Origin of the sequence: Streptomyces sp. NPDC093591 (assembly GCF_044764885.1) — a bacterium.
Classification (GTDB): Bacteria; Actinomycetota; Actinomycetes; order Streptomycetales; family Streptomycetaceae; genus Streptomyces.
Map to the genome: position 1 here is coordinate 59,481 of NZ_JBIWIY010000010.1, position 25,766 is coordinate 85,246.

The window sequence follows — 25,766 nt, forward strand, 5'->3', positions numbered from 1 at the left end:
GACGGTTTCCGCCGGGCCGGCCGGTGGCCGAATCGCTCTCAACATACGACGGGCCGGCCGATGCCCCATCCGCACCGGCCGGCCCGCCCGCTTGTGGTACGCACCCGCTCAGGGCGCGCGTTCAGTTGTCGGTCGTCATGACTGTCGTCAGAAGGTCAGCTTCCAGCTGTTGAGCGTGCCCGTGTCCTGGGCCGCCGTGTCCTGGACGCGCAGCTTCCAGGTGCCGTTGGCGGTCTCGCTGGAGGCGTTGACCGTGTAGGTGGTCTTGACGTTGTCCGCGGAGTCCGAGGAGCTGGCGGACTTCAGACGGTAGGTCGAACCGTCCGGCGCCACCAGGTCGATGACCAGGTCACCGCGGTAGGTGTGGGTGATGTCCACACCTACCTGGAGGGCCGACGGGGCGTTTCCGCTGCGGCCACTGACGGCGATGGCGGACTCGATCGCGGAGCCGTTGTCCGGGACGGAGACGGCGGAGGTGCTGGTGAAGGTGGTGCCCCCCGTGGAGCCGCCGGAGCTGCCGCTCACCGCCTGCACCGTCTTGGCCGCGTCCGCCAGACCCGCGCCGCAGCCGCCCGAGCAGGTACCCGGCAGCGCACGCGAGTTGGTCTTGATCGCGGACTCGATCTGCGCCGGGGTCAGCGACGCGTTGGCCGACTTCATCACTGCGGCCAGGCCCGCGATGTGCGGGGCCGCCATGCTGGTGCCCTGGTAGTAGTCGTAGCTCTCGGAGGACGGGCCCTGCGTGCCGGAGTTCAGCGTGGACAGGATGCCGCTGGAGGTCACCGAGTTGGTCTCGCCGCCCGGGGCCGCGATGTCGACGACCGTTCCGAAGTTGGAGTAGTAGGAGCGGTTCCCCTGGCGGTCGGAGGCGGCCACGCTGATGACGTTGTTGCAGCTGGCCGGCGAGTAGTTGGCGGCGTTCGCGTTGCTGTTACCCGCCGCGACGACGACCGTCGTGCCACGGTTCACGGCCGCGTTGATGGCGCTCTGGGTGGCGGTCGTGCAGGCACCGCCACCGCCGAGGCTCATGTTGATGACCTTGGCGACGTTGGCGTTCGCCGGGACGCCGGAGACCGTGCCGCCGGACGCCCAGGTGATGGCGTCGATGATGTCGGAGTCGAAGCCGCCGCACTTGCCGAGGACACGCAGCGGGGAGACCTTCGCGCCGTGCGCGATGCCCGCGACGCCCTTGCTGTTGTTGGTGACGGCGGCGATGGTGCCCGCGACGTGGGTGCCGTGCCAGGAGGAGTCGGAGGCCGGGTCGCCCGCCTGGCACTCGTTGGCGGCGGTCCAGTCGCCCGGGTCGGCCGGGTTGCTGTCGCGGCCGTTGCCGTCGTTGCCGACCGTGGCGTCGGAGATGAAGTCGTAGCCCGCGACGATGTTGGCGCCGAGGTCGGAGTGGGTGACGTAACCGGTGTCGATGACGGCGACGGTGACCCCGCTGCCGGTGGCGACGTCCCAGGCTCCCGGCACGTTCATGCCCGCGGTGGTCTCGAACAGGTCCCACTGCTTGCTGTACTCGGTGTCGTTGGGGGTGGCCAGCGGCTTGTTCAGCCGGTCCGGTACGACGTAGGCGACCTGCGGGTCGGCCTGGTACTCGGCGACGACGTCGGCGACATCGGCCTTGGTGAGGTCCTCGCCCAGGTCGACGAGGGCGGCGCCGGAGCCGAGGCGGCGCTGGAAGTCGAGGTCCTCGCCGGCCTCCTTGCCCTTGGCGGCGGCGTCGGCCTCGGCGGCCTTGTTCGACTTGGCCTCGCTGGCACCGGACTTGTAGCCGACGATGAGGCGCTCGGCCGGGGTGCCGGGGGCGGCCTCGGTCTGGGCCGCCGGGACGGGGGCGGCGGCTTGCGGAGCGGCGGTGTCCTGGGCCACGGCGACGGTGGTGGCGGCCGTGAACAGCGCGGCGGAGACGGCGGCGACGGATATCAGCTTCCGTCTCATGGATGCAGAGGTACGCAAGGGATTGCCTTTCGTGGCCGGCCGTACTCCGGGCAGCGCGGAGCGGCGGTCGATTTCGCTTCGTCGTCGAAGCGGCGGGGGGTACGCCGGAAGGCGGGTGGAGTGGTGCGAAGTGCAGGTGGGGGTGGTGCGAAGTGCGGGGGCGCGGCGGCCGGCCTGGCGCGAGCTACGACCCGTTCGGGGTTACCTGTGGGTCGGCTGTGGTCGAACAATAGGCAAAGGGAAGGTCATCGGGATACAGGGGAAACCCTCGATCCGGCCGGAAACCCACCCTCGGGCTCCGCAGGTTGAGCAGGTATGGCCCGAGTTGCGCCGGATGCCTCGCGGTGAACGCGCCGGGCGTCGTTGCCGTACTGCACGGGAGCACACCGTTTCAGCGCCGGCCGAGGAGAGGTTCCGGATGTTCCGGACGACCGCATACAGCACCGCCGTCTTCAGTCTGCGGCGACGTCGCGGCTGGTCGCGCGCACGCGGCGGAACCGCATATCGGTACAGCCCCGCGCCCTTCGGGGCGCTGTCGAGCCGTCGGGGACTCCGTCTGGCCTGCTTGGCCGCCGTCGCCGTGAGCCCATTCCTCGCCGCCGGTCCCGCGCAGGCTCACGGTGCGCCGACGGATCCGGTCAGCCGGGTGTACGGCTGCTCCCCCGACGGCGGCAGCACGTCGCGGTCGGCGGCCTGCCGGGCGGCGGTCGCGTCGAACGGCCAACCCTTCACGGCCTGGGACAACCTTCGGATCGCGGGGGTGAACGGACGGGACCGGCAGATCGTCCCCGACGGGGAGCTGTGCAGCGGCGGACTGCCGGCCTACCGGGGCCTCGACCTGGCCCGCGCCGACTGGCCGTCGACCCGGCTGACACCCGGCTCCGCCCTGACGATGCGGTACGTCTCGACGATCCCGCACACCGGCACCTTCAAGCTCTATCTCACCAAGCCCGGATACGACCCGACGAAGCCGCTGACCTGGTCCAACCTCCCGGAGAAGCCGTTCGCGCAAGTGAGGGACCCGGCACTGACGGACGGCGCGTACCGGATCAGGGCGACGCTGCCGTCCGACCGGGCCGGGCGCCATGTGCTGTACACGATCTGGCAGAACAGCAGCACGCCGGACACGTACTACTCGTGCTCTGACGTGGTGTTCCCGGCGAGCGGGGGCGGCGAGGAGAGCGGAGGCGGGGGCACGGCCTCGGCAACCGCGAACGTGAACCGCGGCAACGGCCGTACGGATGCGGATCCTTCACCGGCGTCCGAGCCGACGAGCAAGGCGCGTACGACCGCCTCCCCGACGGCTTCCTCCCCGTCCGGCCCCGCGAACCCGGGCTCTCGGGAGGGCACCGTGCCCGACAGCACGCCGCTGGCGTCCACCGGCGGCACGAGTACGGGGCCCTCCACGCCCCTACTGGCGGGCGGCGCCGCCGCGGTGCTGGTGCTCACCGGGGGCGCCGCTCTGGCGCTGCGGTTGCGTCGGAGGTGAACTCCGGTGCCACGGACCTCAGTTGACGTACACCGCCTCGCCGCTGCCGGTCACCGGGGCGTACTTGGCGGTGAAGTAGCCGTTGGCGAAGCAGAGGGACGAGCCGGAGACCTTGGCGAACGGAGCGCTGGCGAAGTTGATCGTGTTGTCGTCGTTGCTCGCCGTACCGGACAGGGTGGGGGCCTGGTAGACGCAGTTGATGCTGCCCAGCAGGGTCCGCAGGACGACCGTCGTCTGGATGGTGGACCCCTCGGCCGGGGTGACGGTGACGGTGCCGTCGGAGGTCACCGCCGCACTGTACGGCAGGTTGTCGACCGTGATGCTGGTGACGCCGAGGACGCCGACCACGTTGGCGGTGCAGCTGGCGGCGTCGAAGGTGTGCGCCGAGACCGACTCCGTCGCGGTCCCGGGCGCGCTGGGGTTGTCCGTCACGGTGGCCGTGAACTGCGACGACGTGCAGGAGATACCGCTCGTACCGGTCGCGCTGGAGTAGAACGTGGCGGCGGTGCCGCTCGCCAGCGGCGCGGTGAGGACCTCGCCGACCGCGACCGCCGTACCCCCGGCGGAGCCGGTGGTGAGAACGGTCCCGTCGGCCGCGGACGCGGGGGCGGCCATGGGGAGGGCGAGGGCGGCGACGGTGCCGGCGAGGGTGAGGAGGGTGCGGGTGCGCATGGGGGTGTACCTCGGCTTTCGTTGGGGGGTGTGCCCTGAGGGCAGCTGAGCGGCTCAGGGGGGTTGGGAGGGGGTGGGGGGTGGGGCGCTTGAGAGATGGGCGCCGTTGCCGGTCCGTGACGCCTTCTCCGTACATCACGGACCGGCAACGGCAACCCGACCGGTGACCGGCCGGAGTCCCTGGGGAGGGCTCCTGACCGGACCGGGCGGGGGCGTCCGGCACGGACCGAGGGGGGAAGCGACCGTGACGGCGCCATGGAGTGATCTCGAGGAAATGTGAAGGACATCAAGTCCGGGAACGCGGGCCAAGGCCACGCGGCGGCGGATCCGGCGCCACGGATCCAGGGGGGAGCCAGGGCAAGTTGTAGACCTGAGTGTCCGTCAACGTCAAGGAGTGGAAAGGGAGTTGATGTCGGCGGCGAAGCTTTGCCGAGCCCTCGGAGTCCCTTGACGCACAGGTGACGCACAATCAACACCGTTTTTCCATAACCGCCTTGACCCTCGCCTGTAACCACCGGTAACTTCCCGGCTGGCTACTGCGGAGTACGAGAAAGCCCTTGCACCCGCCGGGAGTTGCGAGGGGCGTGCGCCGTGGGCGCTGTCCGCGCCAGGACAACGTGCCGCTGATGCCCTACCCGCACTTTCATGCACCTGGGAGCAGTTATGGCCTCGTCCTCGGACGTCACCTCGTCCGCCGACAACTTCCCCGAGAACCCGGAAAGCGGTTCCGGGTCCGAAGCATCCGACACCAGCGACGGCCCCGCCAGACGCGGACGGGTCCGGGCGCGCCGGGCCGCCGTGATGGCGGTGCCGGCCACCCTCGTCGCCGGCGCCCTCGCGGTCCTCACCGCCGAAGGCGCGCTGGGCGTGCAGTTCGCCATCTCCGGCATGCCCTTTACGGTCACCGCCACCGAGCTCAACGGCACCGGGTTCGAGCAGTTCGGCGGACTCGACAACATGGCGCCGGGCAGCCCCAACGCCGGGGACACCGGCGGGCAGGTGCTGGTCGTCACGTCCGCGATCAAGAGCGCGACGCTCACGAAGCTGTGCCAGAGCGTCGACCTCGGTGGCACGAACCTGCTCATCACCGCGGGCAGTGGTTCCGAGAAGGTGACGGCGAGCGATCTGACCACCGACTCGACGGAACTGTCGGGTGACGCGGCGTTCACCAACATCGAGATCGGCAACGACGCGAGTACGTTGACCAAGGCCGGGGTGAAGGGTCCGATCGGGGTCTTCAGCCAGCAGGCGGACACCGTGCGCATCGCCAACCTGCGGCAGACCAACTACGCGACGACGGCGGGTGTCTTCCGGCTTCCGGGTCTGAAGCTTCGCTTCAGCGGTACGGGTTGCTGATGAGCGGGCCTGCGGGTTTCCGGTCGGCCTTCCGTCGCTGGCGGGCCGACCGGCCGTTCTGGGGTGGGCTGCTGCTCGCGCTGGGCGGGGCGGAGATCCTGCTCACGATGAAGGCCTCGATGAAGGTCGTTCTGCATGTCGGGATGCAGGGTCTGGCGGGGTATCTGCTGCCTGTCCTGATGGTGCTGCTCGGGCTGTTGATCCTGTTCAATCCGGCGCAGCGGCTCTTCTACTCGATCACCGGGGTGCTGGTCGCTCTGGGGACCTGGCCCACGTCGAATCTGGGCGGGTTCTTCGTGGGGCTCCTGCTGGGGGTCACCGGAAGTTCCCTTGCCTTCGGGTGGCTTCCGGATCAGGAGCCGCGGGGGCGCCTGCGGCGGCGGGGCGGGCGGAAGGGCGTTGCGGTGACCGGCGCTCAGCAGGCGGGGGAGCCCGCCTGAACCACGCCGGAGCACCGTAGGGGGCCAGTGGGTTTGGCGCGTGCGGGTGTGTGGGGGCTGGTCGCACCCCGCGGCGGAGCCGCAAATCGACACAGCCCCGCGCCCCCTGGGTGGGGCATGCCGGCCGCCGGTCGGCCAGTGCCCGGGGTGGGCGTGCCGAACCACCGGCTCCCCTCCCCCGGCCATACGCACGCCCCGCCCAACTTCCCCGCTCCGCCAGCCCGTTGGCAGACTGAGCCGGTCCGACCGCCCGTGTCCCGGAGGCCCCATGTGTGCCGAACGTATTGACACCGAGATCGCCCACTCCGCCCGGATCTACGACTACATCCTCGGCGGCAAGGACCACTACCCGGCCGACCGGGAAGCGGGTGATGCCATGGCGCGTGAGTGGCCCGCGCTGCCCGTGCACATGCGGGCCAACCGGGACTTCATGAACCGGGCCGTGCGGTATCTCGTCGAGGAGGCGGGGATACGGCAGTTCCTCGATATCGGGTCCGGGATTCCGACGTCGCCCAACATCCACGAGATCGCCCAGTCGGTGGCCCCGGAGTCGCGGGTCGTGTACGTCGACAACGATCCGCTCGTGCTCGCGCTGTCGGAGGGGCTGATGGCGAGCACGCCCGAGGGGAGGACGGCGTACATCGAGGCCGACATGCTCGATCCGGCGGCCGTGCTCGACGCCCCGGCGTTCCGCGAAAGCCTCGATCTCGGGGAGCCGGTCGCGCTCACCGTCATCGCGATCGTGCACTTCCTGCTGGACGAGCACGACGCGGTGGGGATCGTGCGGCGGCTGCTCGAGCCCTTGCCCGCGGGCAGTTACCTCGCGATGTCCGTCGGCACCGCCGAGTTCGCGCCGGACGAGGTGGGCCGGGTCGCCCGGGAGTACGCGGCCCGGGGCATGCCGATGCGGTTGCGCACCCACGCCGAGGCCGAGGAATTTTTCACCGGTCTGGACCTCGTCGAGCCCGGCATCGTGCAGGTCCACAAGTGGCGTCCGGACGGAACGGGCACCGAGGTGATCCGGGACGAGGACATCGCGATGTACGGGGCGGTGGCACACAAGCCGAGTTGACCCGGTCGCGTGCGCGAGCAGCGGGCGTGGGCCGGTTCTCGGCCCGCCCTCCCGCCAGCGGTTCATCACGATGTGGCAGCAACGACTCACGCCGAGTGGTTGCACACTTGACTACCGGTGGTCACACGCGATTGGCTCCGGCCCAGCGAGAGTTCACCAGGTCGGCGCACTTCCGTGCGGCGCGGGCCGTGCTCTCGTTCGTTCCTCCGGCTCGGCCGCACAGCGAGGTGCCGCACCCTCATGAAGACCCCATCCCCCTCCTCCGCTTTCGCTCGCATCGCGACCCTGACGGCCGCCGCCTGTCTGCTGCTGGCCGGTTGTTCCGCCGTCGGCGGGACCGACGACGCGTCGGGTGCGGAGGCGGCGGGCACCTCAGGGATGAAGATCACCCTCATCACGCACGGCGGCGACGGTGACGCCTTCTGGGAACTCGTACGCAAGGGTGCCCAGGTGGCGGCCGCCAAGGACGGCGTCGAGCTGACCTACGCGCACGACGACGACCCGGCGGGCCAGGCCGAGCTGATGCGGGACGCGATCCGGCAGAAGGCCGACGGCATCGCGGTGACCCTGGCCAAGCCGTCGGCGATGGCGGGTCCGGTCGCCGAGGCGCGGGCCGCCGGCATACCCGTGGTCGGCCTCAACTCCGGTATGGACCAGTGGCAGTCCGCGGGGCTGCTGGGGTACTTCGGCCAGAACGAGAGCGTCGCGGGCACGGTCGTCGGCAACAGGCTCGACGGCCTCAAGGCCAAGCACGCCCTCTGTGTCATCCACGAGCGCGGCAACGTCGCCCTGGAGGCGCGCTGCGCCGGGGTGAAGAAGGGGTTCGGCGGCGAGACCGAGATGCTCTATGTGGAGGGCACCGACATGGACGCGGCGACCACCGCCATCACGGACCGGCTGCGGCAGGACTCCAGCATCGACGAGGTGGTCACCCTGGGCGCGCAGTTCGCGCTCGCTGCGGTCGACGCGGCCGAGAAGGCGGGCAGCGACGCCCGGGTCGCGACCTTCGACCTCAACAGCGATCTGGTCAAGGCCGTCAAGAACGGCGATGTCCAGTTCGCGGTGGACCAGCAGCCGTATCTGCAGGGCTACCTGGCCGTGGACTCGCTCTGGCTCTACAAGACCAACGGCAACACCCTCGGTGGCGGCGAGGCGCCCGTGCTGACCGGTCCCGCGCTCGTCTCGAAGGCCAATGTGGCCTCGGTGACGAGGTTCGCGGCCCGTGGGACCCGCTGAGCGGACGTTGCGTACAACGGTGTCCCCAAAGATTCGGTCACTCATGGGCTGTGCGGCCACTTGTGCGGATAACATCCTGCGCATCCCTTGTGCCGTACCGGACGCGTCGTCACCCCTCGCGCTCGTCCCCCGCCTCCCCTTCCCCCGCCGTTCCGTCTCCGCCGCCCGCCCGCCGCTCCCCCACTGATCGCCCTAGGACGACGATGTCTCCGCAGACACGTGCCCGGCGCCGCCTCGGCTCCATACGTCTCTCCCTGATCCTCCTGGCACTGATCCCCAGCATCACCCTCGCCGCCATGTGGGGGGTGACGACGACGCAGATGTTCTCGGAGGGGCTGCGGCTGCGGGAGCAGACCGAGCTGAGCAGGTCGAGCGGCGCCATGGGCACCGACGCGACCCTCGCCCTGCAGCGCGAGCGCGGTCTGTCGGCAGCGTTCCTGGCCGGTCAGCGCGGTGCCCGGGCCGCCCTCGACCAGCAGCGGCGGGAGACGGACGCGGCGATCGCGAAGCTGGTCGGCCGGTCGGAGGCGATCGAGGACGCCCCGTACCGCATCGGCGACCGGATGTACTCCGTCATCGCGGGCGTCGGAAGCCTCGAGTACTACCGGGACCAGGTCGACGACCTCACCGACATCTCCCCGCAGCAGGCGCTCGACCAGTACACCTCGATCATCGACGACCAGATCAACGCCTTCCGGGAGCTCTCCCAGGTCGACGACGGAAACCTCACCTCGCAGGCCGGCCCGCTCGTCATGCTGGAGCAGGCGGCGGAGCTGGTCTCCCAGGAGGACGCGCTGCTCACCCTCGCCTGGCCGTCCGGGGAGCTCGACGCGGACGTACGGGCCCGGTTCACGGAACTGGTCAACGCCCGCCGGTGGCTGCTCGAGGACCAGGTCGTCCCCTCCCTGAGCGGCAGTGTGAAGACCCAGACCGAGCGGATTCTCCAAGGGGCGGCGTGGCAGAATGTCGAGGTCATCGAGAACCAGGTGCTGGCGGCCCGCACGTCGGGCAGCGGCGACAGCGTCCGCACCGCCCTGCCCGACGCCCAGAAACAGTGGGCCGCAGCGATCGACACGCTCTCCGACCAGTACACCGGCCTGATCCAGCAGCAGACCCGGGCCCTGCTCGACCGCACCGACGACCAGGCGCACTCCCTGCTCATCAAGGCCGGCTCCCTGAGCGTGGGGGGCCTCGTCGCCGTACTCGTGTGCGCCGTGATGTCCTGGCGCATCACGCGCTCGCTGTCCCGGCGCCTGCGCGGTCTGCGCGTGGCCACCCTCAGCCTGGCGGAGGAGCGGCTGCCGGACGTGGTCACCCGGCTCGACCGCGGTGAGAAGGTCGACGTGGAGCTCGCCACGCCGCCGCTGGACTACGGCCACGACGAACTCGGCCAGGTGGCCAAGGCGTTCAACGCCGCGCAGCGCACCGCCGTGCACACCGCCGTCGAACTCGCCGACACCCGGCGTGGCTTCCAGAAGGTCATCCTCGGCATCGCCCGGCAGAGCCAGAACCTGGTCAACCTGCAGCTCACCAAGCTCGACGCGCTGGAGCGCGCGCATCAGGACCCGGAGATCCTCAAGGGCCTGTACGAACTGGACTCCACCGCCAGTCAGTTGCGCCGCTACGAGGAGAACCTCGTCATCATCAGCGGCGAGCGGCCCGGCCGCAGCTGGAGCGAGCCGGTCGCGCTGATCGACATCCTGCGCAGTGCCGTCGGTGAGGTCGCCGAGTACCAGCGGGTGGAGGTGCACACCGAGGAGGAGGTGCATCTCGCGCCGCCCGCGGTGGCGGACGTGATCCATCTGCTGGCCGAGCTGATCGAGAACGCCACGCTGTACTCCCCCGCGCCGGCCCCGGTCGGGGTGCGGGCCGCGATGGTGGCCAAGGGCCTGGCCGTGGAGGTCGAGGACCGCGGCCTCGGCATGTCGGAGGAGGACTACGACTCCTTCAACGCCCAGTTGGCCGATCCCCCGCAGTTCGACGTGGTGGCGCTCGCCGACGACCTGCGGCTCGGCATGTTCGTGGTCGCCCGGCTCGCCCGCCGGCACGGCATCGCCGTCACCCTGCGCTCCTCGCCGTACGGCGGCACGACGGCGATCGTGCTGATCCCGCACGACATCGTGGTGCGGGACGTGCCCGCGCCGGACCAGGACGAGGTGGAGCACGCCGGGGCCGCCGAACCGGAGGAACCCGTACGGGAGTCCCGCCCGGTCGTCCCGGCCCGCACCGCGCCCGAGCGGACCGCCGCGCCCGCCGCCGGCCGTGACCGCCTCACCCCGCTGCCCCGGCGCGTGCCGCAGACCAGCCTGGCCGCCGAGCTGCGCGAAGAGGCCGCCTCCCCCGAAGAGGACGGGGGCGCCGACGACTTCACCGCGGAACGAGCCGCCTCCTCGCTCGCCTGCTTCCAGCGGGGAACGTTCCAGGCCCGCGACGAATGCGACCACGAGGAGCCGTCCCCGGTGGGCTCGGCCCCCTCCGCCTCCTCCCCCACGTCCCCCACCCCGCCCGCCGACCGTTCATGAAGGACATCGCCATGACACGCCCCACCCCCGCCACGGACACCCAGCTCGACCAGTTGCTCACCGGACTCGTGGAGCGGGTCGCCGACGTCAACCACGCCGTCGTGCTCTCCGAGGACGGCCTGGTGGTCAGCAAGTCCACCGGCTTCCTGCGCGACGACGCCGAGCGGCTGGCGGCGACCGCGTCCGGCCTGATGAGCCTCAGCAAGGGCGTCAGCATGGACTTCAGAGGCGGACCGGTGCGCCAGGCGCTGATCGAGATGGCCAACAGCTATCTGATCCTGACCTCCGCCGGGCCGGGCGCCCATCTCGTCGTCCTCACCAACCAGGGCGCGGACGTCGGTGTGGTGGCGTACCAGATGAACATGCTGGTGAAGAAGATCGGCGAGCATCTGTCGGCGGCACCGCGGGCCCATGTCGGCCCTGGCGCGTGAGGTGGGCGGAGACGATTCGGCGGCCCGGCTGGTACGTCTCTTCGCCCTCACCGGCGGCCGGACGCGGCCCAGCCGCACCGACTTCACGCTGATCACCACGGTGACGGCGGTGGATCCGCCGCCGGAGCGGGCGCCGCGGCCGCAGCCCGAACAGGCACGGATCCTGCGGCGCTGCGCCCGGCCGATCGCCGTCGCGGAGCTCGCGGCCCATCTCGACCTGCCGGTGAGCGTGGTCGCCATCATGCTCTGCGATCTGCTGGAGGCGGGCCTGATCACCGTGCACCCGCCGCACCCCGTCACCCCTCGCACCCCGGACCTGGACCTGCTGCAGAAAGTGAGGGACGGCCTTGGCCGGCTCTGACACCACCGTGGAAGCGGTCGCACCGCCCGACACGGTCAAGATCCTCATCGCCGGCGGTTTCGGCGTCGGCAAGACCACCATGGTCGGGTCGGTCAGCGAGATCGCCCCGCTGCGTACCGAGGAGCCTCTGACCACGGCCGGTCTGGGCATCGACGACCTCAACGGCATCGAGGAGAAGCGGGCCACCACCGTGGCCCTGGACTTCGGCCGGATCACCATCAGCCGGGAGCTGGTGCTGTATCTGTTCGGTACTCCCGGGCAGCAGCGGTTCTGGTTCATGTGGAACGACCTGGCGATCGGCGCGCTCGGGGCCGTCGTCCTGGTCGACGTCCGCCGGCCGGACTCCAGCTTCGCGGCGCTCGACTTCTTCGAGCGCCGGGGCATCCCCTTCGTCGTCGGCGTCAACGGCTTCCACGGCGAGCATCCCTATCCCGCCGAGGACATCCGGGACTCCCTCGCGCTCCCCGGGCATGTGCCGGTGCTGCTGTGCGACGCGCGGGAGCGCGAGTCGTGCCGGGACGTACTGATCGCCCTGATCGACCAGTTGATCGCGGACGCTCGCAAGGCGAGCTGAGCCGCGAGCGGTCGCGTCCGCGCGTGGCGAGAACCCGCCAAGGATGACCATGTGATTGACGCGCCCCCAACTCACGCCTACTTTCTGGTCGATTCACCGAACTTCGTTCGATATATCGGCCATGACTGTCGGTCATAGAGCCGTACGGCAAGCCCCCCCGCCCCCTGGAGAGCCGCATGACGAACCCCTCCCGCAGACACTTCCTCGGCATGGCCGCCACCGTCCCGCTCGCCGCGACCGGTGCCCTGACCCTGGGTGCCGGAACCGCCCACGCCGCCGACTCGGCGTACGCGATGGTCTACTTCACCGAGTCCAACACCATGCTGGAGGCGGACTACAACCTCCATCTGGCCGTCAGCACCGATGGCCTGCGGTGGACGCCGCTCAACCAGAACGCCCCCGTCGCCACCCCCACCCTCGGCGCCGGCGGTCTGCGCGACCCGTTCCTGCTGCGCAAGCAGGACGGCACGTTCGTCGTCATCGCGACCGACCTGAGCGGCACGGACTGGACCCGCAACAGCGTCTACATCCACGTCTGGGACTCCACCGACCTGCGCACCTTCACCGGCTACCGCCTGCTGAAGCTGCACGACATGACCACCACGCACAGCTGGGCACCGGAGGCGTTCTGGGACGCCTCACGCGGGCAGTACGGCATCCTCTACTCGTCGGTGAACAGCAGCGGCCACAACGTCATCATGGTCAGCTACACGACCGACTTCCGTACGACGACGAACCCGCAGGTCTTCTTCGACCCCGGCTACGACGTCATCGACGGCAACCTCACCATCGGTGTGAACGGCGTCAACTACCTCTACTTCAAGAGGAACGGCACCCTGGTCGGCGCCCGCTCGACGAGCCTGAACCCCGGCAGCTTCACCCCGTTCAGCACGGCCGTGAACCACGGCGGCACCGAGGCGCCCACCGTGGTCAAGTCCCTCACCGGCAATACCTGGTACCTCTGGGGAGACACGTACACGCCGAACGGCGTCTTCTACGTCTGGCAGACGAGCAACCTGGCCGCCGGCACCTGGACGGCCCTGGACCAGAAGCTCTACACCCAGCCCCTCAACTCCAAGCACTGCGGCATCCACCCGATCACGTCGACCGAGTACAACAACCTGATCGCCAAGTGGGGCGCCCCGCCTGGAACCGGCTCAAGTCGTACAACTACCCGGCGCGTTACGTCCGGCACAGCGGCTTCGCCGGCCGGATCGACGCGTACCCCTTCGACCCGTTCCCCGACTCGCAGTGGAAGCTGGTGCCGGGCCTCGCCGACTCCTCCGGCGTGTCCTTCCAGTCGGTCAACTACCCGAGCCGCTATCTGCGGCACTACAGCTACGCCCTGCGCCTCGACGAGAACGACGGCACGTCGACGTTCGCCGCGGACGCGACGTTCTACCGGACGGCCGGGCTCGCCGACTCCTCCTGGGCGTCGTTCCGCTCGTACAACAACCCGACGCGCTACATCAGGCACTCCGACTTCGCCCTGCGCATCGACCCGGTCTCCACGGCCACCGAGCGCCAGGACGCCACGTTCCAGGTCGGCTACTGAGCAGCACAGCGGGGTTGTGACGAGAGCCCGTCACAACCCCGCGAGAGCCTGCCGCAGGTCAGTCCAGACCGGCCGACTTCAGCCAGGCCTTGGCCACGTCCAGCGGGTCCTTGTTCTCCAGCTGGACCTGGGAGTCCAGGTCGAGGAGCGTCTTGGTGTCCAGCTTGGCCGAGACGGCGTTGAGCGCCTCGACGCCCTCCTGGGAGAGGCCGCTCTTGTAGACGAGCGGGGTCACGTTGGCGAAGCCGAAGAGGTTCTTCGGATCCTTGAGGACGACGAAGCCCTCCTTGGTGATGGTGGGGTCCGTGGTGAAGATGTCCGCGGCCTGCACGGTGTTCTTCGTCAGCGCCGCCTGGGTCAGCGGGCCGCCCGCGTCCAGCGCCTTGAAGGACTTGAACTTCAGGCCGTACTCGGACTCCAGGCCCTTCAGGCCCTGCTGCCGGGTCTGGAACTCGGGCGAACCTCCGATCACCAACTCCGGGGCGATGTCCTTGAGGTCCTCGAGGCTGGAGTCGGCGGTCAGCTTGTACTTCTTCGCCGTCTCGGCGTTGATGCTGACGGAGTCCTTGTCCTCGGCCGGCGAGGACTCCAGCAGCGTCAGCTTCGCGTCCAGCTTGGCCTTCACCGCGGTGTTCACGGCGTCGGCCGACTTCTGCTCCGCCTTCGGGTCGAGGTAGGCGAGCAGCGAGCCGTTGTACTCCGGCAGGACCGTGACGGAGCCGTTCTTCAGCAGGCCGTAAGTCGTCTCGCGGCTGCCGATGTTGGGCTTGTAGGTGACCTTGATGCCCTTCGCCTTCAGGGCCTCGCCGTAGATGTCGGCGAGCAGGATGCTCTCGGCGAAGTTGTTCGAGCCGACGACCACGGTGTCGCCGCTCGCCGCGTCCTCGGCGAGCGGGTCGGACTTGTCGCCGGAGGAGGAACATCCCGCCAGCAGCGCCGCCGTGGCGGCGAGCGCGACGGCGGCCGCGCCGGGATGGTTCCTGAGGGACCTGCTGCGTGAGGCGGTGAGAGTCACGATTCCCGTTCCGGATTCAGGGGATTGTGGTGCGCAAAGAACGCTCTCCACTGATCCAATCCAGCCACCTCTTGGTCAGTCAAGAGCAGCCCGGTCACGATTGGCCCGGAAAAACGGGCAGTTGTGGGCCGATGTGAAGGCGGGACGGTTGAGGCACGGGGTGTTGTAACGGATTATTGAGGTCCAGTTTCGGTCATGACCAGCAAGAGACTGTAGTCTCCCCGAAATTGACCTGATCAACACCGGTCACGTGAACCCTTCGCGCGCCGTGTGACGCCACGAAGGAGGCAGGTATGCGCGGGTTCGCCGTCCGCTGGCCGTTCCGGCGCAAACTCAACCTTCTCGTGGGCGTACCGCTGACCGCGGTCGCGGCTCTCCTCGCCTACCTCATCGCCGACCAGACCGCGCAGTCACGCAACGCCGCCGACGCCGCCCGGCTGGTCCGGGAGAGCGTCGAGGTCGCGAGGCTCGTCGACCGGCTGGCCGCCGAGCACCAGCAGGCCGTCCTGCTCTCCGTCCGACACGAGGCCGCCGAGGGCGGTGCACCCTCGCCGGCCACCTACCGCACGGCGCAGTCCCTGGTGAACGCCCAGGTGGAGCGGGTGCGCGACGCGTTCGGTGACCAGCTGCCGGAGACCGAGGCGCAGGCCCTGAAGACGGTCGAGGGTCTGAGCAGCCTGCGCGACACCGTCGAGCAGGGGTATCTGGCCGCCGACAACATCGACCCCGCGTACACCCATGCCTCGCAGGGTCTGATCGACGGCCTGGGGCTGGACCGCAACCCCGATCTCGCGACCACCTTCACCGGCAACCTGCTCGACTCGCTGCTGCGCGCGGGCGCCGCGCACAGCGCCTTCGAGACCGGCGTCTTCTCCGCGTCGACCGGCGACTCCAACGCGCTGATCGAGTTCATCGGCGCGATCGGCGCCTACGACGAGTACACCCACCAGGCCGAACGCTTCGCCCGGTTCGCCACCGAGGCGCAGGCCCGCACGCTCGACGGGATCAAGTACACCCACGCGCAGACCACCATCAGCCGCCAGTACGCCGAGCTGCAGATCGACCCGGGCGCGGTGCAGGCCCAGTCGCCCGCCGAGGTCCGCGAGTCACTCGCGGAGGCGCTCGACTCCTACGGCGCCTACCGCGAGCAGGCCGAGACCCGGCTGTCGATCACCACCTCGCTCATCGACCAGATCGCCGACCAGGCGGACAGCGCCTCCGACGAGGCGGCGTGGCGCGCGCTGTCGCTGCTGGGGCTCGCCCTGTTCGGCTTCGCCGTCTGGCTGGTCCTCGCTGTGCTGGTGCGCCGCTCGGTGGTCCGCCCGGTGCAGGCCCTCACGGGTGCGGCGCGGCAGGTCGCCGAGGTCGCCGAGCGCGAGCTGGCGCGGGTGGCCGACGACGACGCCGAGGACGACGGTCCGCCGCGGCTGGGCGAGATGCCGGTCATGGCGCGCGACGAGATCGGCGAACTCGCCGAGGCGTTCAACCAGGTGCAGGCCACGGCGGTCGCGCTGCTGGAGCGGCAGGTGCTCAGCCGGCGCAACACGGCGGAGATGTTCGGCAACGTGGGCCGCAGGGTCAGCAACCTGACGTCACGTCAGCTGTCGTTGATCGACGTGGTGGAGCGGGGCGAGACGGACCCCGCGCTGCTGGAGCGCCTCTACTCCATCGACCACATCGCGGTCCGGCTGCGCCGCAACGCCGACAGTCTGATGCTGCTCGCCGGCATCCACGAGGCGGTCCTGGACACCGGGCCCGTCGCGCTCACCAACGTCGTACGCGCCTCGCTCGGCCAGATCGAGGGCTACCAGCGGGTGGAGCTGCGCGCCCGGACCGAGGTCGTGGTGGAGCCGGAGGTCCTCGGGGACCTGACGCTGATGGTGGCCGAACTCCTGGAGAACGCGGTGTCGTTCTCGCCGGAGGGCCGACCGGTCGAGGTGACCGTGGCGGACGGCGAGCACGGCGGCGCGGTGATCGTCGTCACCGACCACGGCCTGGGCATGAGCCCCGAACGCCTCGACGAGGAGAACGCCCGCCTCATCCGCCGCGAGCGACTGGACCTCGTACCGACCAAGGTGCTGGGCCTGTTCGTGGTCGGCACGCTGGCCCGGCGCTGGGAGATCGCGGTCGTCCTGTCGCGCACACCGGGTGGCGGCGTGACGGCCGAGGTGACGGTGCCGTCGTCGCTGCTGGTGACCGCCGGCACGACGGGGGCGACGGCGATGGCGGCCCTGGCCGCGGTCGCGGGCGGTACGAAGACGGACGACGCCGACCCCGCGGGCGCGGTCGGTGCCCCGGCATCCGACGCCGCGACGTCCTCGGCCCCCGCCTCTGGGCCCCGGCCCTCGGTCGCCGTGCAGGGGGATGCCGTACGGCCGGACGACGGCGCGGACGGCGACGGGCCGCGTCCTCTCCCCCGCCGGGTCTCCCAGCGGGGCGCCGCGCCGGGCGACACGGCGACGTCGACGGCCCTGCGGGCGGACGGGCCCACGGCACCGCCCTCCGGACCCCAGCCGGACGGGACACCGTCCACCCCCGGGGCCCGTGCCGAGGAACCGGCGGCCACCCGCCCCCTGCGTCGCCGCGTCCGCGGGGCGACCCTGCCGACGACGGCCGCCTCCGCCCCGCAGGCGGTGCCGCGGCAGAGCGTGCGTACCGTGGACCCCGAGGCCGTGCGGGCCGCGCTCGACGAGTTCGAGGCCGCCGTGGAACGCGCGCACCGCGACAGCCCACGCGCCGGCAGCGGAGCACGCTCCGCGCCGGCCACCCACCCGACCCCCCGTACGCAGGACCAGAACGACCCCCCGGAAGGAGCGGAGCAGTGAGCACGTCGACAGGTGGCACCCCGGCGGGAGGCACCACACCGGCCGAACTGCAGGCCGCCGCAGCCGACTTCACCTGGCTGCTGAATCGCTTCGCGAAGGAGACGGCCGGAGTCGTGGACGCCATCGCCGTCTCGTCCGACGGACTGCTCATCGCCGTCTCCGAACTGCGCGAGCACGCCGACTCCGAGCGGCTCGCCGCGATCGTCTCCGGCATCACCAGCCTGGCGGCCGGCGCCTCCGGCAACTACGGCCTCGGCGGCCTCAACAAGGTCATCATCGACCTGGAGGGCGGCCACGTCCTGGTCTCCGCGATCGGCAGCGGCGCCGTGCTCGGCGTGGTCACCGACAAGGAGGCCAAGCTGGGCAACATCGCCTACGAGATGACCGTGTTCGCCAACCGCGCCGGGTCCGCCCTCAGCCCGCAGCTCGTGCTGGAGCTGAAGAACAGCGTCGGCGCCGCGTCGGCCCGCTGACCAGGCCGGGCAGAGAGCCGGGAAGGACAAGGCACCGGGTCGAGGAGGACGGACAAGCCCATGGCGGACGGCATCCCAGCGCCGGACCCCGACGGACCGGACCCCGACGGACCGGCCCCGGTCGGACCCGCCCCCGCCGTGCGGCCGTTCCTGGTCACCGCCGGCCGGGTGGCGGCCGACGCCGACGGCCGGTCGATGCCCGTCGAGACCCAGGTGGTCGCCACCACCGAGGGGCTCGACGCGCTCGACCGGCTCGCCTTCGAGCAGCACGACATCGTCGCCGTGTGCCGGCTGCCGCAGTCCCTCGCGGAGATCGCGGCCCGGCTGCGGCTGCACCTCAACGTGGTGCGCGTCCTCGCCGAGGACCTGCGCGCCGCGGGGCAGTTGACGGTGCACGTGCCCGACCTGGGCGTCGTCCACGACGCATCCGTCCTGCGCAGGGTCATCGACGGCCTTCGCGCCATCCCCGACTCACGAGGGGTCACTCCGTGACGACGACTGAACAGGCCGCCGTACGACCGCCGCTGCCGGTCAAGATGGTGATCGCGGGCGGCTTCGGCGTGGGCAAGACGACCACCGTGGGCTCGATATCCGAGATCGAGCCGCTGACCACCGAGGCCGCCATCACGGAGGTCGCGGCGGGCGTGGACGACCTCGGCCACACCCCGCGCAAGACCACGACCACCGTGGCCATGGACTTCGGCTGCATCACCATCGACCCCACCCTGAAGCTGTACCTGTTCGGCACGCCGGGCCAGGAGCGGTTCGGCTTCATGTGGGACGACATCGTCGAGGGCGCGGTCGGCGGGCTCGTCATCGTCGACACCCGCCGCCTCGACGACTGCTACGCCGCCGTCGACTACTTCGAGCACAAGGCCATCCCCTTCGCGGTCGCCGTCAACGCCTTCGACGGCAAAGTCGAGCACACCCTGGAGGAGGTCCGCTGGGCGCTCGACGTCACCGACGGCGTCCCGGTGGTCGTCTTCGACGCCCGAGAGACCGGCTCGGTACGGGACGCCCTGCTCGTCGTACTGGAACTGGCGCTGGCCCGCACGCAGGGGTGACGCTCGGCGCAGTTCCCCACGGCCCCAAGGGGCGCCGCAAGCCAGTCAGTGGCGCCTGCGCACCCCCGGCGACACCGCGAGCCGCCCCACCGCCCAGAACACCGCGAGCGTCGTCAGCGCCATGGCGGCGACCAGTGTGGCGCCGCCCACCACCTTCTCGTAGTTCCGCTGGTAGAGGCCGTCGATGATGTAGCGGCCGAGGCCGCCGAAGCTGACGTACGCGGCGATCGTGGCCGTCGAGACGATCTGGATGGCCGCCGAGCGCAGGCCGCTGAGGATCAGCGGGAGGGCGACGGGGAGTTCGACCCGGAACAGGACCGCGGCCTCCGCCATGCCCATGCCGCGCGCGGCGTCGACCGGCGCGGGGTCGACGGAGCGCATCGCCTCGTAGGTGGTGACGAGGATGGGCGGGATGGCGAGCACGACCAGCGGGATCATGACGGGGGCCATGCCCAGGCCCAGCAGGATGAACATCAGCACCATCAGGCCGAAGCTGGGCAGCGCCCGGGCGGAGGTGGCGATGAGGCCGAGCGCGTTGCCGCCGCGCCCGGTGTGGCCCGTGAGCAGGCCGACCGGCAGGCCGACCGCGGCGGCGATACCGAGGGCCATCAGCGTGTACTGGACGTGCTCGGCGAGCCGCGCCGGGATACCGTCGTAGCCCTGCCAGTGGGCGTTGTCGCTGAAGAAGGAGTTGATGAAGTTCAGGACGTTCACCGGGCGGCCTCCTTCACGGCGAGCGTGCGCGCGCTCTTGCGGGTGGCGCGCGGCATCCAGGGCGTCAGCAGCACGCGCAGGCCGATCAGCGCGGCGTCGACGAGCAGGGCGAGAACGGCCGTGCCCACCACGGAGAGCCAGATCAGGCGCGGCTGGTTGTAGATCAGGCCGCTGTTGAGCAGATTGCCGAGGGCGCCCTCGTTGCCGATCAGCATGCCGATGCTGACCAGGGAGACGCTGGACACGGACGCCACCCGCAGTCCGGCGATGATCGCGGGCGCCGCGATCGGCAACTGCACCTGGACATAGCGGCGTACGGGTCCGAAGCCCATGGCGGTGGCGGCGGCCAGCGTCTCCTGCGGCACCGACCGCACCCCGTCCACGATCGCCGGGACGAGCACCACCAGGCTGTAGACGGCCAGCGGGATCATCACCGTGAGCTCGCTCAGTCCGGTGTAGTCGATGAGGATGACGCAGAAGGCGATCGAGGGGATCGCGTACAGCACGGTCGTCACCCACAGCACCGGCGCGTACAGCCAGCGCACCCGCACGCACAGCTGGGCGACGGGCAGGGCCACCAGCAGCCCGGCCAGCACCGGGATCAGTGCCTCGCGCAGGTGCAGGGCGACCAGTCCGAAGTAGCTGTTCTGGAGGTCACTGGGCAGGTCGAAGAGCTCACTCATGGGGCGACCTTCTGGGCCTGGCCGTCCCCGCCGCGCTCCGCGTCCGCACCGCGCTCCGCGTGCGCGCCGCGGATGGCCTCGCCGATGCTCTGCTGCGAGACGACCCCGGCGGCCCGGCCCTCGGCGTCCACGGCGACGGCCCAGCCGGTCGGCGAGAGCACCGCACAGTCGAGCGCGGCCCGCAACGAGTCGGTGCCGGCCACGAACGGGCGGCCGTACGACAGCAGTCGGCCGGTCTCGATCTCGCCGGCGGTGAGCTCCTGCGGCTCGCTCCAGCCGAGGGGTCTGCCGTCCGGGTCGGTGACGAGGAGATAGGGGGTCTCGGCCGTGCCGGCGGCGGCGATCCGCTCGGCGGTGGCGTCGACGGCGACGATGGGCCCCGTCAGCAACTCCAGCCCCGCCGAGGGGAAGAAGGACAGCCGCCGGATGCCGCGGTCGGCGCCGAGGAAGTCCTCCACGAAGGAGTCGGCGGGGTGGGACAGCAGCTCGGCGGGCGGCGCGAACTGGGCGAGATGGCCGCCGGTGCGCATCACGGCGACCATCGTGCCGAGCTTGACGGCCTCGTCGATGTCGTGGGTGACGAAGACGATTGTCTTGCCCAACTCCTCCTGGATGCGCAGGAGTTCGTCCTGCAGCCCCTTGCGCACCACGGGGTCGACGGCCGAGAAGGGTTCGTCCATCAGCAGCACCGGCGGATCCGCCGCGAGCGCCCGCGCCACGCCGACGCGCTGCTGCTGGCCGCCGGAGAGCTGGTACGGGTACCGCTTGGCGAGCGCCCCGTCGAGCCCCACCCGCTCCATCAACTCCCGTGCCCGCGCCCGGGACTTCTCCTTGCCCCAGCCGAGCATGCGGGGCACGGTGGCGATGTTGTCGAGGATCGTCCGGTGCTGGAAGAGGCCGGCGTTCTGGATGACGTAACCCATGGACCGGCGCAGCGTGTTGACCGGCTGCTGCTGGATGTCCTTGCCGTCGAGGAGGATGGTTCCCTCACTGGGCTCGACCATCCGGTTGATCATGCGCAGGGTGGTGGTCTTGCCGCACCCGGAGGGTCCGACGAGGACGGTGATCGAGCGGTCGGGTATCTCCAGGGAGAGCCGGTCGACCGCCACCGTGCCGTCCGGGTATCGCTTGGTGACTGAATCCATCCGTATCAAAACGCCGAACACCCCTCGGGTCTGGGACCGTCCGGCAGAGTCTAGACCTCTTGTGTTTCGGTCCTTCGCGGGCCGGTTCCTCGCCATCGGTCAGCGCTGTCCTGTGCGCGACCTGTGAGTCCGCTGATTCTCACCCTTCCCTCAGAACGGCCTCAGGGATCCCCCAGAAGCGGCCCCGATGGTCACTGACATGAACGAAACGAACGCGGGAGGCGTCCGGCGGCGGTCGGTCGAGATCGTGGTGCCGGTCCACAACGAGGCGCACGTCCTCGCCGACAGCATCGGCCGTCTCCACGCATACCTCGAAACGTCCTTCCCGTTCCCGTTCCGGATCACGATCGCGGACAACGCGAGCACGGACGGCACTTGGCAGGCGGCCGCCGAACTCACCGAGCGGCTGCCGCACGTGCACGCCGTCCACCTGGAGGCCAAGGGCCGCGGGCGCGCGCTGAAGCACATGTGGAGCCGCTCCACCGCGGACGTCGTCGCCTACATGGACGTCGACCTGTCCACGGGCCTGGAGGGCTTCCTGCCCCTGGTCGCGCCGCTGCTGTCCGGCCACAGCGACCTCGCCATCGGCAGCCGGCTGCACCGGCGGGCGGGCGTCGGGCGCGGCCCCAAGCGGGAGTTCATCTCCCGGTCCTACAACCTGCTGCCCAGGCTGGGGCTCGCGGCGCGCTTCTCCGACGCGCAGTGCGGCTTCAAGGCGGTGCGCACCGACGTCTTCCGGGCGCTCGCCCCGCACGTCGAGGACACCGCCTGGTTCTTCGACACCGAACTGCTGGTCCTCGCCCAGCGCAACCGCCTGCGCATCCACGAGGTGCCGGTCGACTGGGTGGACGGCCCCGACAGCCGGGTCGACATCGTCCGCACCGCCCTCGACGACCTCTTGGGCATGGGCCGGATGCTGCGCTCCACCGTCACCGGCCGCGCCCGCGTCCCCGCCGTACCCCGCCGGACCCGCACCCCACAGGTGTCGGCCGCCCGAACCACCGCCGCTGTCCTGCCCGTCGGGGCGAACACCCAACTGGAGTACGCGTCATGACGACCCTCGCCCCACCCCCCGCACCCGTCCAGGACGGCGGGCCCCGGCACCGGGCCGAGCCCCCGGCCGGCGGCGGCCTCGCCGCCCGTACGCGCAGGCTGCTGACCGGCGCCCCCGACGACCCGCGCTGGGCCCGCCCCGCCCTGGGGGCGATCCTGCTGCTGGCCACCGCCCTGTACGCCTGGAACCTCTCCTCCGTCACCGGCAACACCTTCTACAACGCGGCGGTCTACAGCGGCACCCAGAGCTGGAAGGCGTTCTTCTTCGGCGCGCTGGACGCCGGCAGCTTCATCACCGTCGACAAACCGCCGTTCGCGCTCTGGGTGATGGGCCTGTCGGCCCGCGTCCTCGGCTACGGCACCTGGCAGTTGATGCTGCCGATGGTCGCGGTGGGCGTCGGCTCGGTGGCGCTGCTGTACCGGACGGTCAAGCGGGACTTCGGGGTGGTCGCGGCGACGATCGCCGCACTGGCCCTGACGCTGACCCCGATCACCGCCGCCATCACCCGGGACACCAACCCCGACCCGATCCTGGTCTTCCTGATGCTGCTCGGCGCCGCCGCGCTGATGAAGGCCGTGCGCACCGGGCGGCTGATGCCGCTGGTGTGGTCGGGCGTGGCGATCGGCTTCGCGTTCAACACGAAGATGATGCAGGCGTACGTCGTCCTGCCCGTGTTCTTCCTGGTGTACCTGTGGGCCGCGAACGCCTCCCTGGGCCGGCGGATCCGCAATCTCGCCGTCGGCACGCTCGCGCTGGTGGTGAGCAGCGCCTGGTGGATGGTGGTCGTCGATCTGATCCCCGCCTCGTCGCGTCCGTACATCGGCGGCTCCACCGACAACACCGTCTGGGATCTCGTCATCGGCTACAACGGCTTCGGCCGTATCTTCGGGGCGAGTTCGTCGGTGGGCTCGCAGGGCAACGGCGCGAGCTTCGGCGGCGACGCCGGTCTGTACCGGATGTTCAACGAGATCATGGGCGGGCAGATCTCCTGGCTGATCCCGTTCGCGCTGATCGCTCTCGTCGGCGGCCTGGTGCTGCGCGGCCGGGCGCCGCGGACCGATGCCAAGCGTGCGGCGCTGATGCTGTGGGGCGGCTGGTTCGTGCTGCACTACCTGACCTTCGCCCTCGCCGAGGGCACCTTCCACCCGTACTACGTCACCGCCATGGCGCCGGGCATCGCGGCCCTGGCCGGTATCGGTGCCGTGATGCTGTACCGGGCGTTCGTCGAGGGTTCGGCCGTGAAGTGGGGCTGGGTGCTGCCGGGTGCGGTCGCCGCCAGCGCGGTGTGGGCGGTCGTGCTGCTCCAGCGGGTCTCCGGTTCCGGGACGCTGTACGTGGTCGCCGAGGTCGTCGTCGGTGTGGCGGGCGCGGCGGCCGTGCTCGGGCTGCTGGCCGGGCGGTTCACCAAGCGGCGGCGGCTGATCGGGATCGCGGCGCTGGCGGCGGTCGTGGCCCTGCTGGCCGGTCCCGCCGCGTACTCGGTGTCGGCGGCGACGAGCGCGAGCACCAACGGCACCAACCCGACGGCCGGGCCGAACACCGGTGGCGGTATGGGTGGCGGCCAGCGTCCGAGCGGCGGCGCGCCGAGCGGATCCAACAGCTCCGACGGCCAGGCCATGGGGCAGCCACCGACCGGCACCGGAAGCACCGGCGACGCCGAGGACGCCGGGCAGTCGCAAACCGGTCGAACCGCCGGAGGCATGGGCGGCACCCAGGTCAGCTCCGAGATGATCACGTACCTGAAGAAGAACCAGGACGGCGCGACCTGGCTGGTCGCGGTGGCCACCGACCAGACCGCCTCCTCGATCATCCTGGAGTCCGGTGAGCCGGTGATCTCCATGGGCGGCTGGTCCGGCACGGACGACGCGATGACGCTCGCCAAGCTCAAGAGTCTGGTGAAGGCGGGCAAGCTGCACTACATCGTGATCAGCGACAGCGGCCAGGGCTCCTCGAACACCGAGATCTCGACCTGGGTCAAGAAGTACGGCACGGCGGTGAGCGACTACAGCGGGCTGTACCGCCTGGACGCCTCCGACGTCGGCTGAACCACCGGCCCTCCCTGTGACGCCCCCGGCATGCTCGACGCCGGGGGCGTCATTCGGGTACCGCGTCCAGCAGCTCCGCCAGCCGCGGGTCGACCTCGGTGCTCGTCGCCACCTGGACGGCCTCGCCGTCCTTCCACCAGTGCACGCCGGTGATGGTGGTGAAGGAGGTGTCGTTCTCGTTGTCCGCGCACATCTTCCGCATCCCCGCCACCACGGCCTGGGCCCATATGCGCCGGACGATCCGGTGGTACATGAACAGGCCGGGGTCTCCGAGGATCCCCACCAGCACCCCGTGTTGTGGCGGCCCCCCGAGCCGCTCACCGAGCCGGTGGACCGACCATCGGGTCAGTTCGTCGATCCGCAGCAGGTGGCCGAGTCCGAAGCGGTCCTCCCCACTGGCATGGGTGAGTTCCGGTACGCCGTCCGCCGCCTCGGTGGTGGTGAGGTGGACGGGTTCGTCGCGCACGTTGCGCAGGGCGGCCTCCCACCACACGTCGGGATCCGCGCCGACCGCGCTCGCGTCGCTCACCGTGACCGCTCGCGTGCCTTCCGGTGCCCGTACGCAGAGCACGGCGACCACCCCGTCCGACCACCTCCGCACGAGGCCGTTGCTGAGGTCCGCGTCCTCCTCGACGGGTACGAGGAGCGGCATCAGGAGCGGGCGCAGCCGCTCCTCCTCCGTCCTGGCGCGCAGGACCTCGGGCGCGTGCCGGGCCTGGAACTCGAATTCCCGCCTGATGCCCTTGACCCAGGTCTTGTACTCCCAGGTGCAGGTGTCACGCAGCAAGGGGCCGATGTGGATGTCGATCCGAGGCCGGGTGAAGGTCCCGGTCACCGGGATGCGGCCGCTGCGGTGCCAGAGGGCGTACTCGCCGCGGCCGTACTCCCTGAGCACCCGTTCCAGACAGCGGACGCCGAGCTGGAACTCCTCGCTGGTCATACTGCCCAACTCCGCGTACCACTCGGGTACGCGACGCCCCCGCCCGAACCGCTTCATGTACCGCTCCCCCAGCTGCGCGGCCCCCCATGAGGCTGGCGACGGCACTCGCATGTCCCTCGGACATGATGCCGCCGCCGCTCGAGTCGCGTCAGCCGGTGA

The 25,766-nt window shown here is 70.7% G+C and carries 21 protein-coding genes and 2 pseudogenes; 16 read left to right on the top strand and 7 right to left on the bottom strand.

Going from position 1 to position 25,766, the window contains the following annotated elements:
* Positions 1-147: 147 nt before the first annotated feature.
* Positions 148-1,941, bottom strand: a complete 1,794-nt coding sequence (locus tag ACIREI_RS22005) for a S8 family peptidase (RefSeq protein ID WP_403335264.1) — start codon at positions 1,939-1,941, stop codon at positions 148-150.
* A gap of 556 nt (positions 1,942-2,497) precedes the next feature.
* Between ACIREI_RS22005 and ACIREI_RS22010 the strand changes: the two genes are divergently transcribed.
* A complete protein-coding gene (locus tag ACIREI_RS22010) occupies positions 2,498-3,430 on the top strand; it encodes a lytic polysaccharide monooxygenase (RefSeq protein ID WP_403335929.1) in 933 nt (310 codons plus the stop codon).
* 18 nt (positions 3,431-3,448) lie between these two features.
* Here the strand turns inward: ACIREI_RS22010 and ACIREI_RS22015 are convergent, their stop codons facing one another.
* Positions 3,449-4,102 (bottom strand): Tat pathway signal sequence domain protein, encoded by a 654-nt coding sequence (locus ACIREI_RS22015; protein ID WP_403335267.1) that lies wholly within the window; start codon positions 4,100-4,102, stop codon positions 3,449-3,451.
* Between the two features lie 663 nt (positions 4,103-4,765).
* Here ACIREI_RS22015 and ACIREI_RS22020 point away from each other — a divergent pair.
* The 9 genes and pseudogenes from ACIREI_RS22020 (at position 4,766) to ACIREI_RS22060 (ending at position 13,649) form a co-directional block, all read left to right on the top strand.
* Positions 4,766-5,458, top strand: a complete 693-nt coding sequence (locus ACIREI_RS22020) for a DUF6230 family protein (RefSeq protein ID WP_403335270.1) — start codon at positions 4,766-4,768, stop codon at positions 5,456-5,458.
* Complete coding sequence (locus ACIREI_RS22025; RefSeq protein WP_403335273.1) at positions 5,458-5,898, top strand: DUF6114 domain-containing protein; 441 nt, start codon at positions 5,458-5,460, stop codon at positions 5,896-5,898. Before ACIREI_RS22020 ends, ACIREI_RS22025 begins: the two co-directional genes overlap by 1 nt.
* A 268-nt stretch (positions 5,899-6,166) precedes the next feature.
* Complete coding sequence (locus ACIREI_RS22030; RefSeq protein WP_403335276.1) at positions 6,167-6,970, top strand: SAM-dependent methyltransferase; 804 nt, start codon at positions 6,167-6,169, stop codon at positions 6,968-6,970.
* A gap of 240 nt (positions 6,971-7,210) precedes the next feature.
* The gene (locus ACIREI_RS22035; RefSeq protein ID WP_403335279.1) at positions 7,211-8,206 is read left to right on the top strand and encodes a substrate-binding domain-containing protein; all 996 of its coding nucleotides are present in this window, start codon (positions 7,211-7,213) and stop codon (positions 8,204-8,206) included.
* Positions 8,207-8,409: 203 nt separating this feature from the next.
* Positions 8,410-10,728: a nitrate- and nitrite sensing domain-containing protein gene (locus tag ACIREI_RS22040; protein WP_403335282.1), complete on the top strand. Its 2,319-nt coding sequence runs from the start codon at positions 8,410-8,412 to the stop codon at positions 10,726-10,728.
* Between the two features lie 11 nt (positions 10,729-10,739).
* Positions 10,740-11,159 (top strand): roadblock/LC7 domain-containing protein, encoded by a 420-nt coding sequence (locus ACIREI_RS22045; protein WP_147997842.1) that lies wholly within the window; start codon positions 10,740-10,742, stop codon positions 11,157-11,159.
* Complete coding sequence (locus tag ACIREI_RS22050) at positions 11,140-11,520, top strand: DUF742 domain-containing protein (protein WP_403335286.1); 381 nt, start codon at positions 11,140-11,142, stop codon at positions 11,518-11,520. Before ACIREI_RS22045 ends, ACIREI_RS22050 begins: the two co-directional genes overlap by 20 nt.
* The gene (locus tag ACIREI_RS22055; RefSeq protein WP_403335289.1) at positions 11,507-12,094 is read left to right on the top strand and encodes a GTP-binding protein; all 588 of its coding nucleotides are present in this window, start codon (positions 11,507-11,509) and stop codon (positions 12,092-12,094) included. The genes ACIREI_RS22050 and ACIREI_RS22055 overlap by 14 nt, the downstream gene beginning before the upstream one ends.
* A 176-nt stretch (positions 12,095-12,270) precedes the next feature.
* Positions 12,271-13,649, top strand: a pseudogene (locus tag ACIREI_RS22060) (glycoside hydrolase family 43 protein).
* A 58-nt stretch (positions 13,650-13,707) separates the two neighbouring features.
* Here ACIREI_RS22060 and ACIREI_RS22065 read toward each other — a convergent pair.
* Complete coding sequence (locus ACIREI_RS22065) at positions 13,708-14,664, bottom strand: ABC transporter substrate-binding protein (protein ID WP_403335292.1); 957 nt, start codon at positions 14,662-14,664, stop codon at positions 13,708-13,710.
* 293 nt (positions 14,665-14,957) lie between these two features.
* On the opposite strand from ACIREI_RS22065, the gene ACIREI_RS22070 reads away from it, so the two are divergent.
* The 4 genes and pseudogenes from ACIREI_RS22070 (at position 14,958) to ACIREI_RS22085 (ending at position 19,026) form a co-directional block, all read left to right on the top strand.
* Complete coding sequence (locus ACIREI_RS22070; RefSeq protein ID WP_403335295.1) at positions 14,958-17,489, top strand: ATP-binding protein; 2,532 nt, start codon at positions 14,958-14,960, stop codon at positions 17,487-17,489.
* A complete protein-coding gene (locus tag ACIREI_RS22075) occupies positions 17,486-17,962 on the top strand; it encodes a roadblock/LC7 domain-containing protein (RefSeq protein WP_403335297.1) in 477 nt (158 codons plus the stop codon). Before ACIREI_RS22070 ends, ACIREI_RS22075 begins: the two co-directional genes overlap by 4 nt.
* A gap of 60 nt (positions 17,963-18,022) precedes the next feature.
* Positions 18,023-18,464 (top strand): annotated as a pseudogene (locus ACIREI_RS22080) (DUF742 domain-containing protein).
* Between the two features lie 34 nt (positions 18,465-18,498).
* Complete coding sequence (locus ACIREI_RS22085) at positions 18,499-19,026, top strand: GTP-binding protein (protein WP_403335932.1); 528 nt, start codon at positions 18,499-18,501, stop codon at positions 19,024-19,026.
* 45 nt (positions 19,027-19,071) lie between these two features.
* On the opposite strand, the gene ACIREI_RS22090 is transcribed toward ACIREI_RS22085, so the two are convergent.
* Genes ACIREI_RS22090 through ACIREI_RS22100 form a run of 3 tightly spaced genes read right to left on the bottom strand, consistent with a single transcriptional unit; the run spans position 19,072 to position 21,577 of the window.
* Positions 19,072-19,740, bottom strand: a complete 669-nt coding sequence (locus tag ACIREI_RS22090) for an ABC transporter permease (RefSeq protein WP_403335300.1) — start codon at positions 19,738-19,740, stop codon at positions 19,072-19,074.
* Positions 19,737-20,423, bottom strand: a complete 687-nt coding sequence (locus tag ACIREI_RS22095; protein ID WP_403335303.1) for an ABC transporter permease — start codon at positions 20,421-20,423, stop codon at positions 19,737-19,739. The genes ACIREI_RS22090 and ACIREI_RS22095 overlap by 4 nt, the downstream gene beginning before the upstream one ends.
* Entirely contained in the window at positions 20,420-21,577 is a 1,158-nt protein-coding gene (locus ACIREI_RS22100) for an ABC transporter ATP-binding protein (protein WP_403335935.1), read from the bottom strand. The genes ACIREI_RS22095 and ACIREI_RS22100 overlap by 4 nt, the downstream gene beginning before the upstream one ends.
* A gap of 190 nt (positions 21,578-21,767) precedes the next feature.
* Between ACIREI_RS22100 and ACIREI_RS22105 the strand changes: the two genes are divergently transcribed.
* Positions 21,768-22,622 (top strand): dolichyl-phosphate beta-glucosyltransferase, encoded by an 855-nt coding sequence (locus ACIREI_RS22105; protein ID WP_403335305.1) that lies wholly within the window; start codon positions 21,768-21,770, stop codon positions 22,620-22,622.
* Entirely contained in the window at positions 22,619-24,667 is a 2,049-nt protein-coding gene (locus ACIREI_RS22110; RefSeq protein ID WP_403335307.1) for an ArnT family glycosyltransferase, read from the top strand. The genes ACIREI_RS22105 and ACIREI_RS22110 overlap by 4 nt, the downstream gene beginning before the upstream one ends.
* Before the next feature lie 49 nt (positions 24,668-24,716).
* On the opposite strand, the gene ACIREI_RS22115 is transcribed toward ACIREI_RS22110, so the two are convergent.
* Positions 24,717-25,664, bottom strand: a complete 948-nt coding sequence (locus ACIREI_RS22115) for a hypothetical protein (protein WP_403335310.1) — start codon at positions 25,662-25,664, stop codon at positions 24,717-24,719.
* Positions 25,665-25,766: the final 102 nt, after the last annotated feature.

Excerpts from the sequence above, each read along its gene's own strand:
- ACIREI_RS22005 (WP_403335264.1), bottom strand. The coding sequence starts at position 1,941 with ATGAGACGGAAGCTGATATCCGTCGCCGCCGTCTCCGCCGCGCTGTTC.
- ACIREI_RS22015 (WP_403335267.1), bottom strand. The coding sequence starts at position 4,102 with ATGCGCACCCGCACCCTCCTCACCCTCGCCGGCACCGTCGCCGCCCTC.
- ACIREI_RS22020 (WP_403335270.1), top strand. The coding sequence starts at position 4,766 with ATGGCCTCGTCCTCGGACGTCACCTCGTCCGCCGACAACTTCCCCGAG.
- ACIREI_RS22025 (WP_403335273.1), top strand. The coding sequence starts at position 5,458 with ATGAGCGGGCCTGCGGGTTTCCGGTCGGCCTTCCGTCGCTGGCGGGCC.
- ACIREI_RS22030 (WP_403335276.1), top strand. The coding sequence starts at position 6,167 with ATGTGTGCCGAACGTATTGACACCGAGATCGCCCACTCCGCCCGGATC.
- ACIREI_RS22035 (WP_403335279.1), top strand. The coding sequence starts at position 7,211 with ATGAAGACCCCATCCCCCTCCTCCGCTTTCGCTCGCATCGCGACCCTG.
- ACIREI_RS22040 (WP_403335282.1), top strand. The coding sequence starts at position 8,410 with ATGTCTCCGCAGACACGTGCCCGGCGCCGCCTCGGCTCCATACGTCTC.
- ACIREI_RS22045 (WP_147997842.1), top strand. The coding sequence starts at position 10,740 with ATGACACGCCCCACCCCCGCCACGGACACCCAGCTCGACCAGTTGCTC.
- ACIREI_RS22050 (WP_403335286.1), top strand. The coding sequence starts at position 11,140 with ATGTCGGCCCTGGCGCGTGAGGTGGGCGGAGACGATTCGGCGGCCCGG.
- ACIREI_RS22070 (WP_403335295.1), top strand. The coding sequence starts at position 14,958 with ATGCGCGGGTTCGCCGTCCGCTGGCCGTTCCGGCGCAAACTCAACCTT.
- ACIREI_RS22085 (WP_403335932.1), top strand. The coding sequence starts at position 18,499 with ATGGTGATCGCGGGCGGCTTCGGCGTGGGCAAGACGACCACCGTGGGC.
- ACIREI_RS22095 (WP_403335303.1), bottom strand. The coding sequence starts at position 20,423 with ATGAGTGAGCTCTTCGACCTGCCCAGTGACCTCCAGAACAGCTACTTC.
- ACIREI_RS22105 (WP_403335305.1), top strand. The coding sequence starts at position 21,768 with ATGAACGAAACGAACGCGGGAGGCGTCCGGCGGCGGTCGGTCGAGATC.
- ACIREI_RS22110 (WP_403335307.1), top strand. The coding sequence starts at position 22,619 with ATGACGACCCTCGCCCCACCCCCCGCACCCGTCCAGGACGGCGGGCCC.
- ACIREI_RS22115 (WP_403335310.1), bottom strand. The coding sequence starts at position 25,664 with ATGAAGCGGTTCGGGCGGGGGCGTCGCGTACCCGAGTGGTACGCGGAG.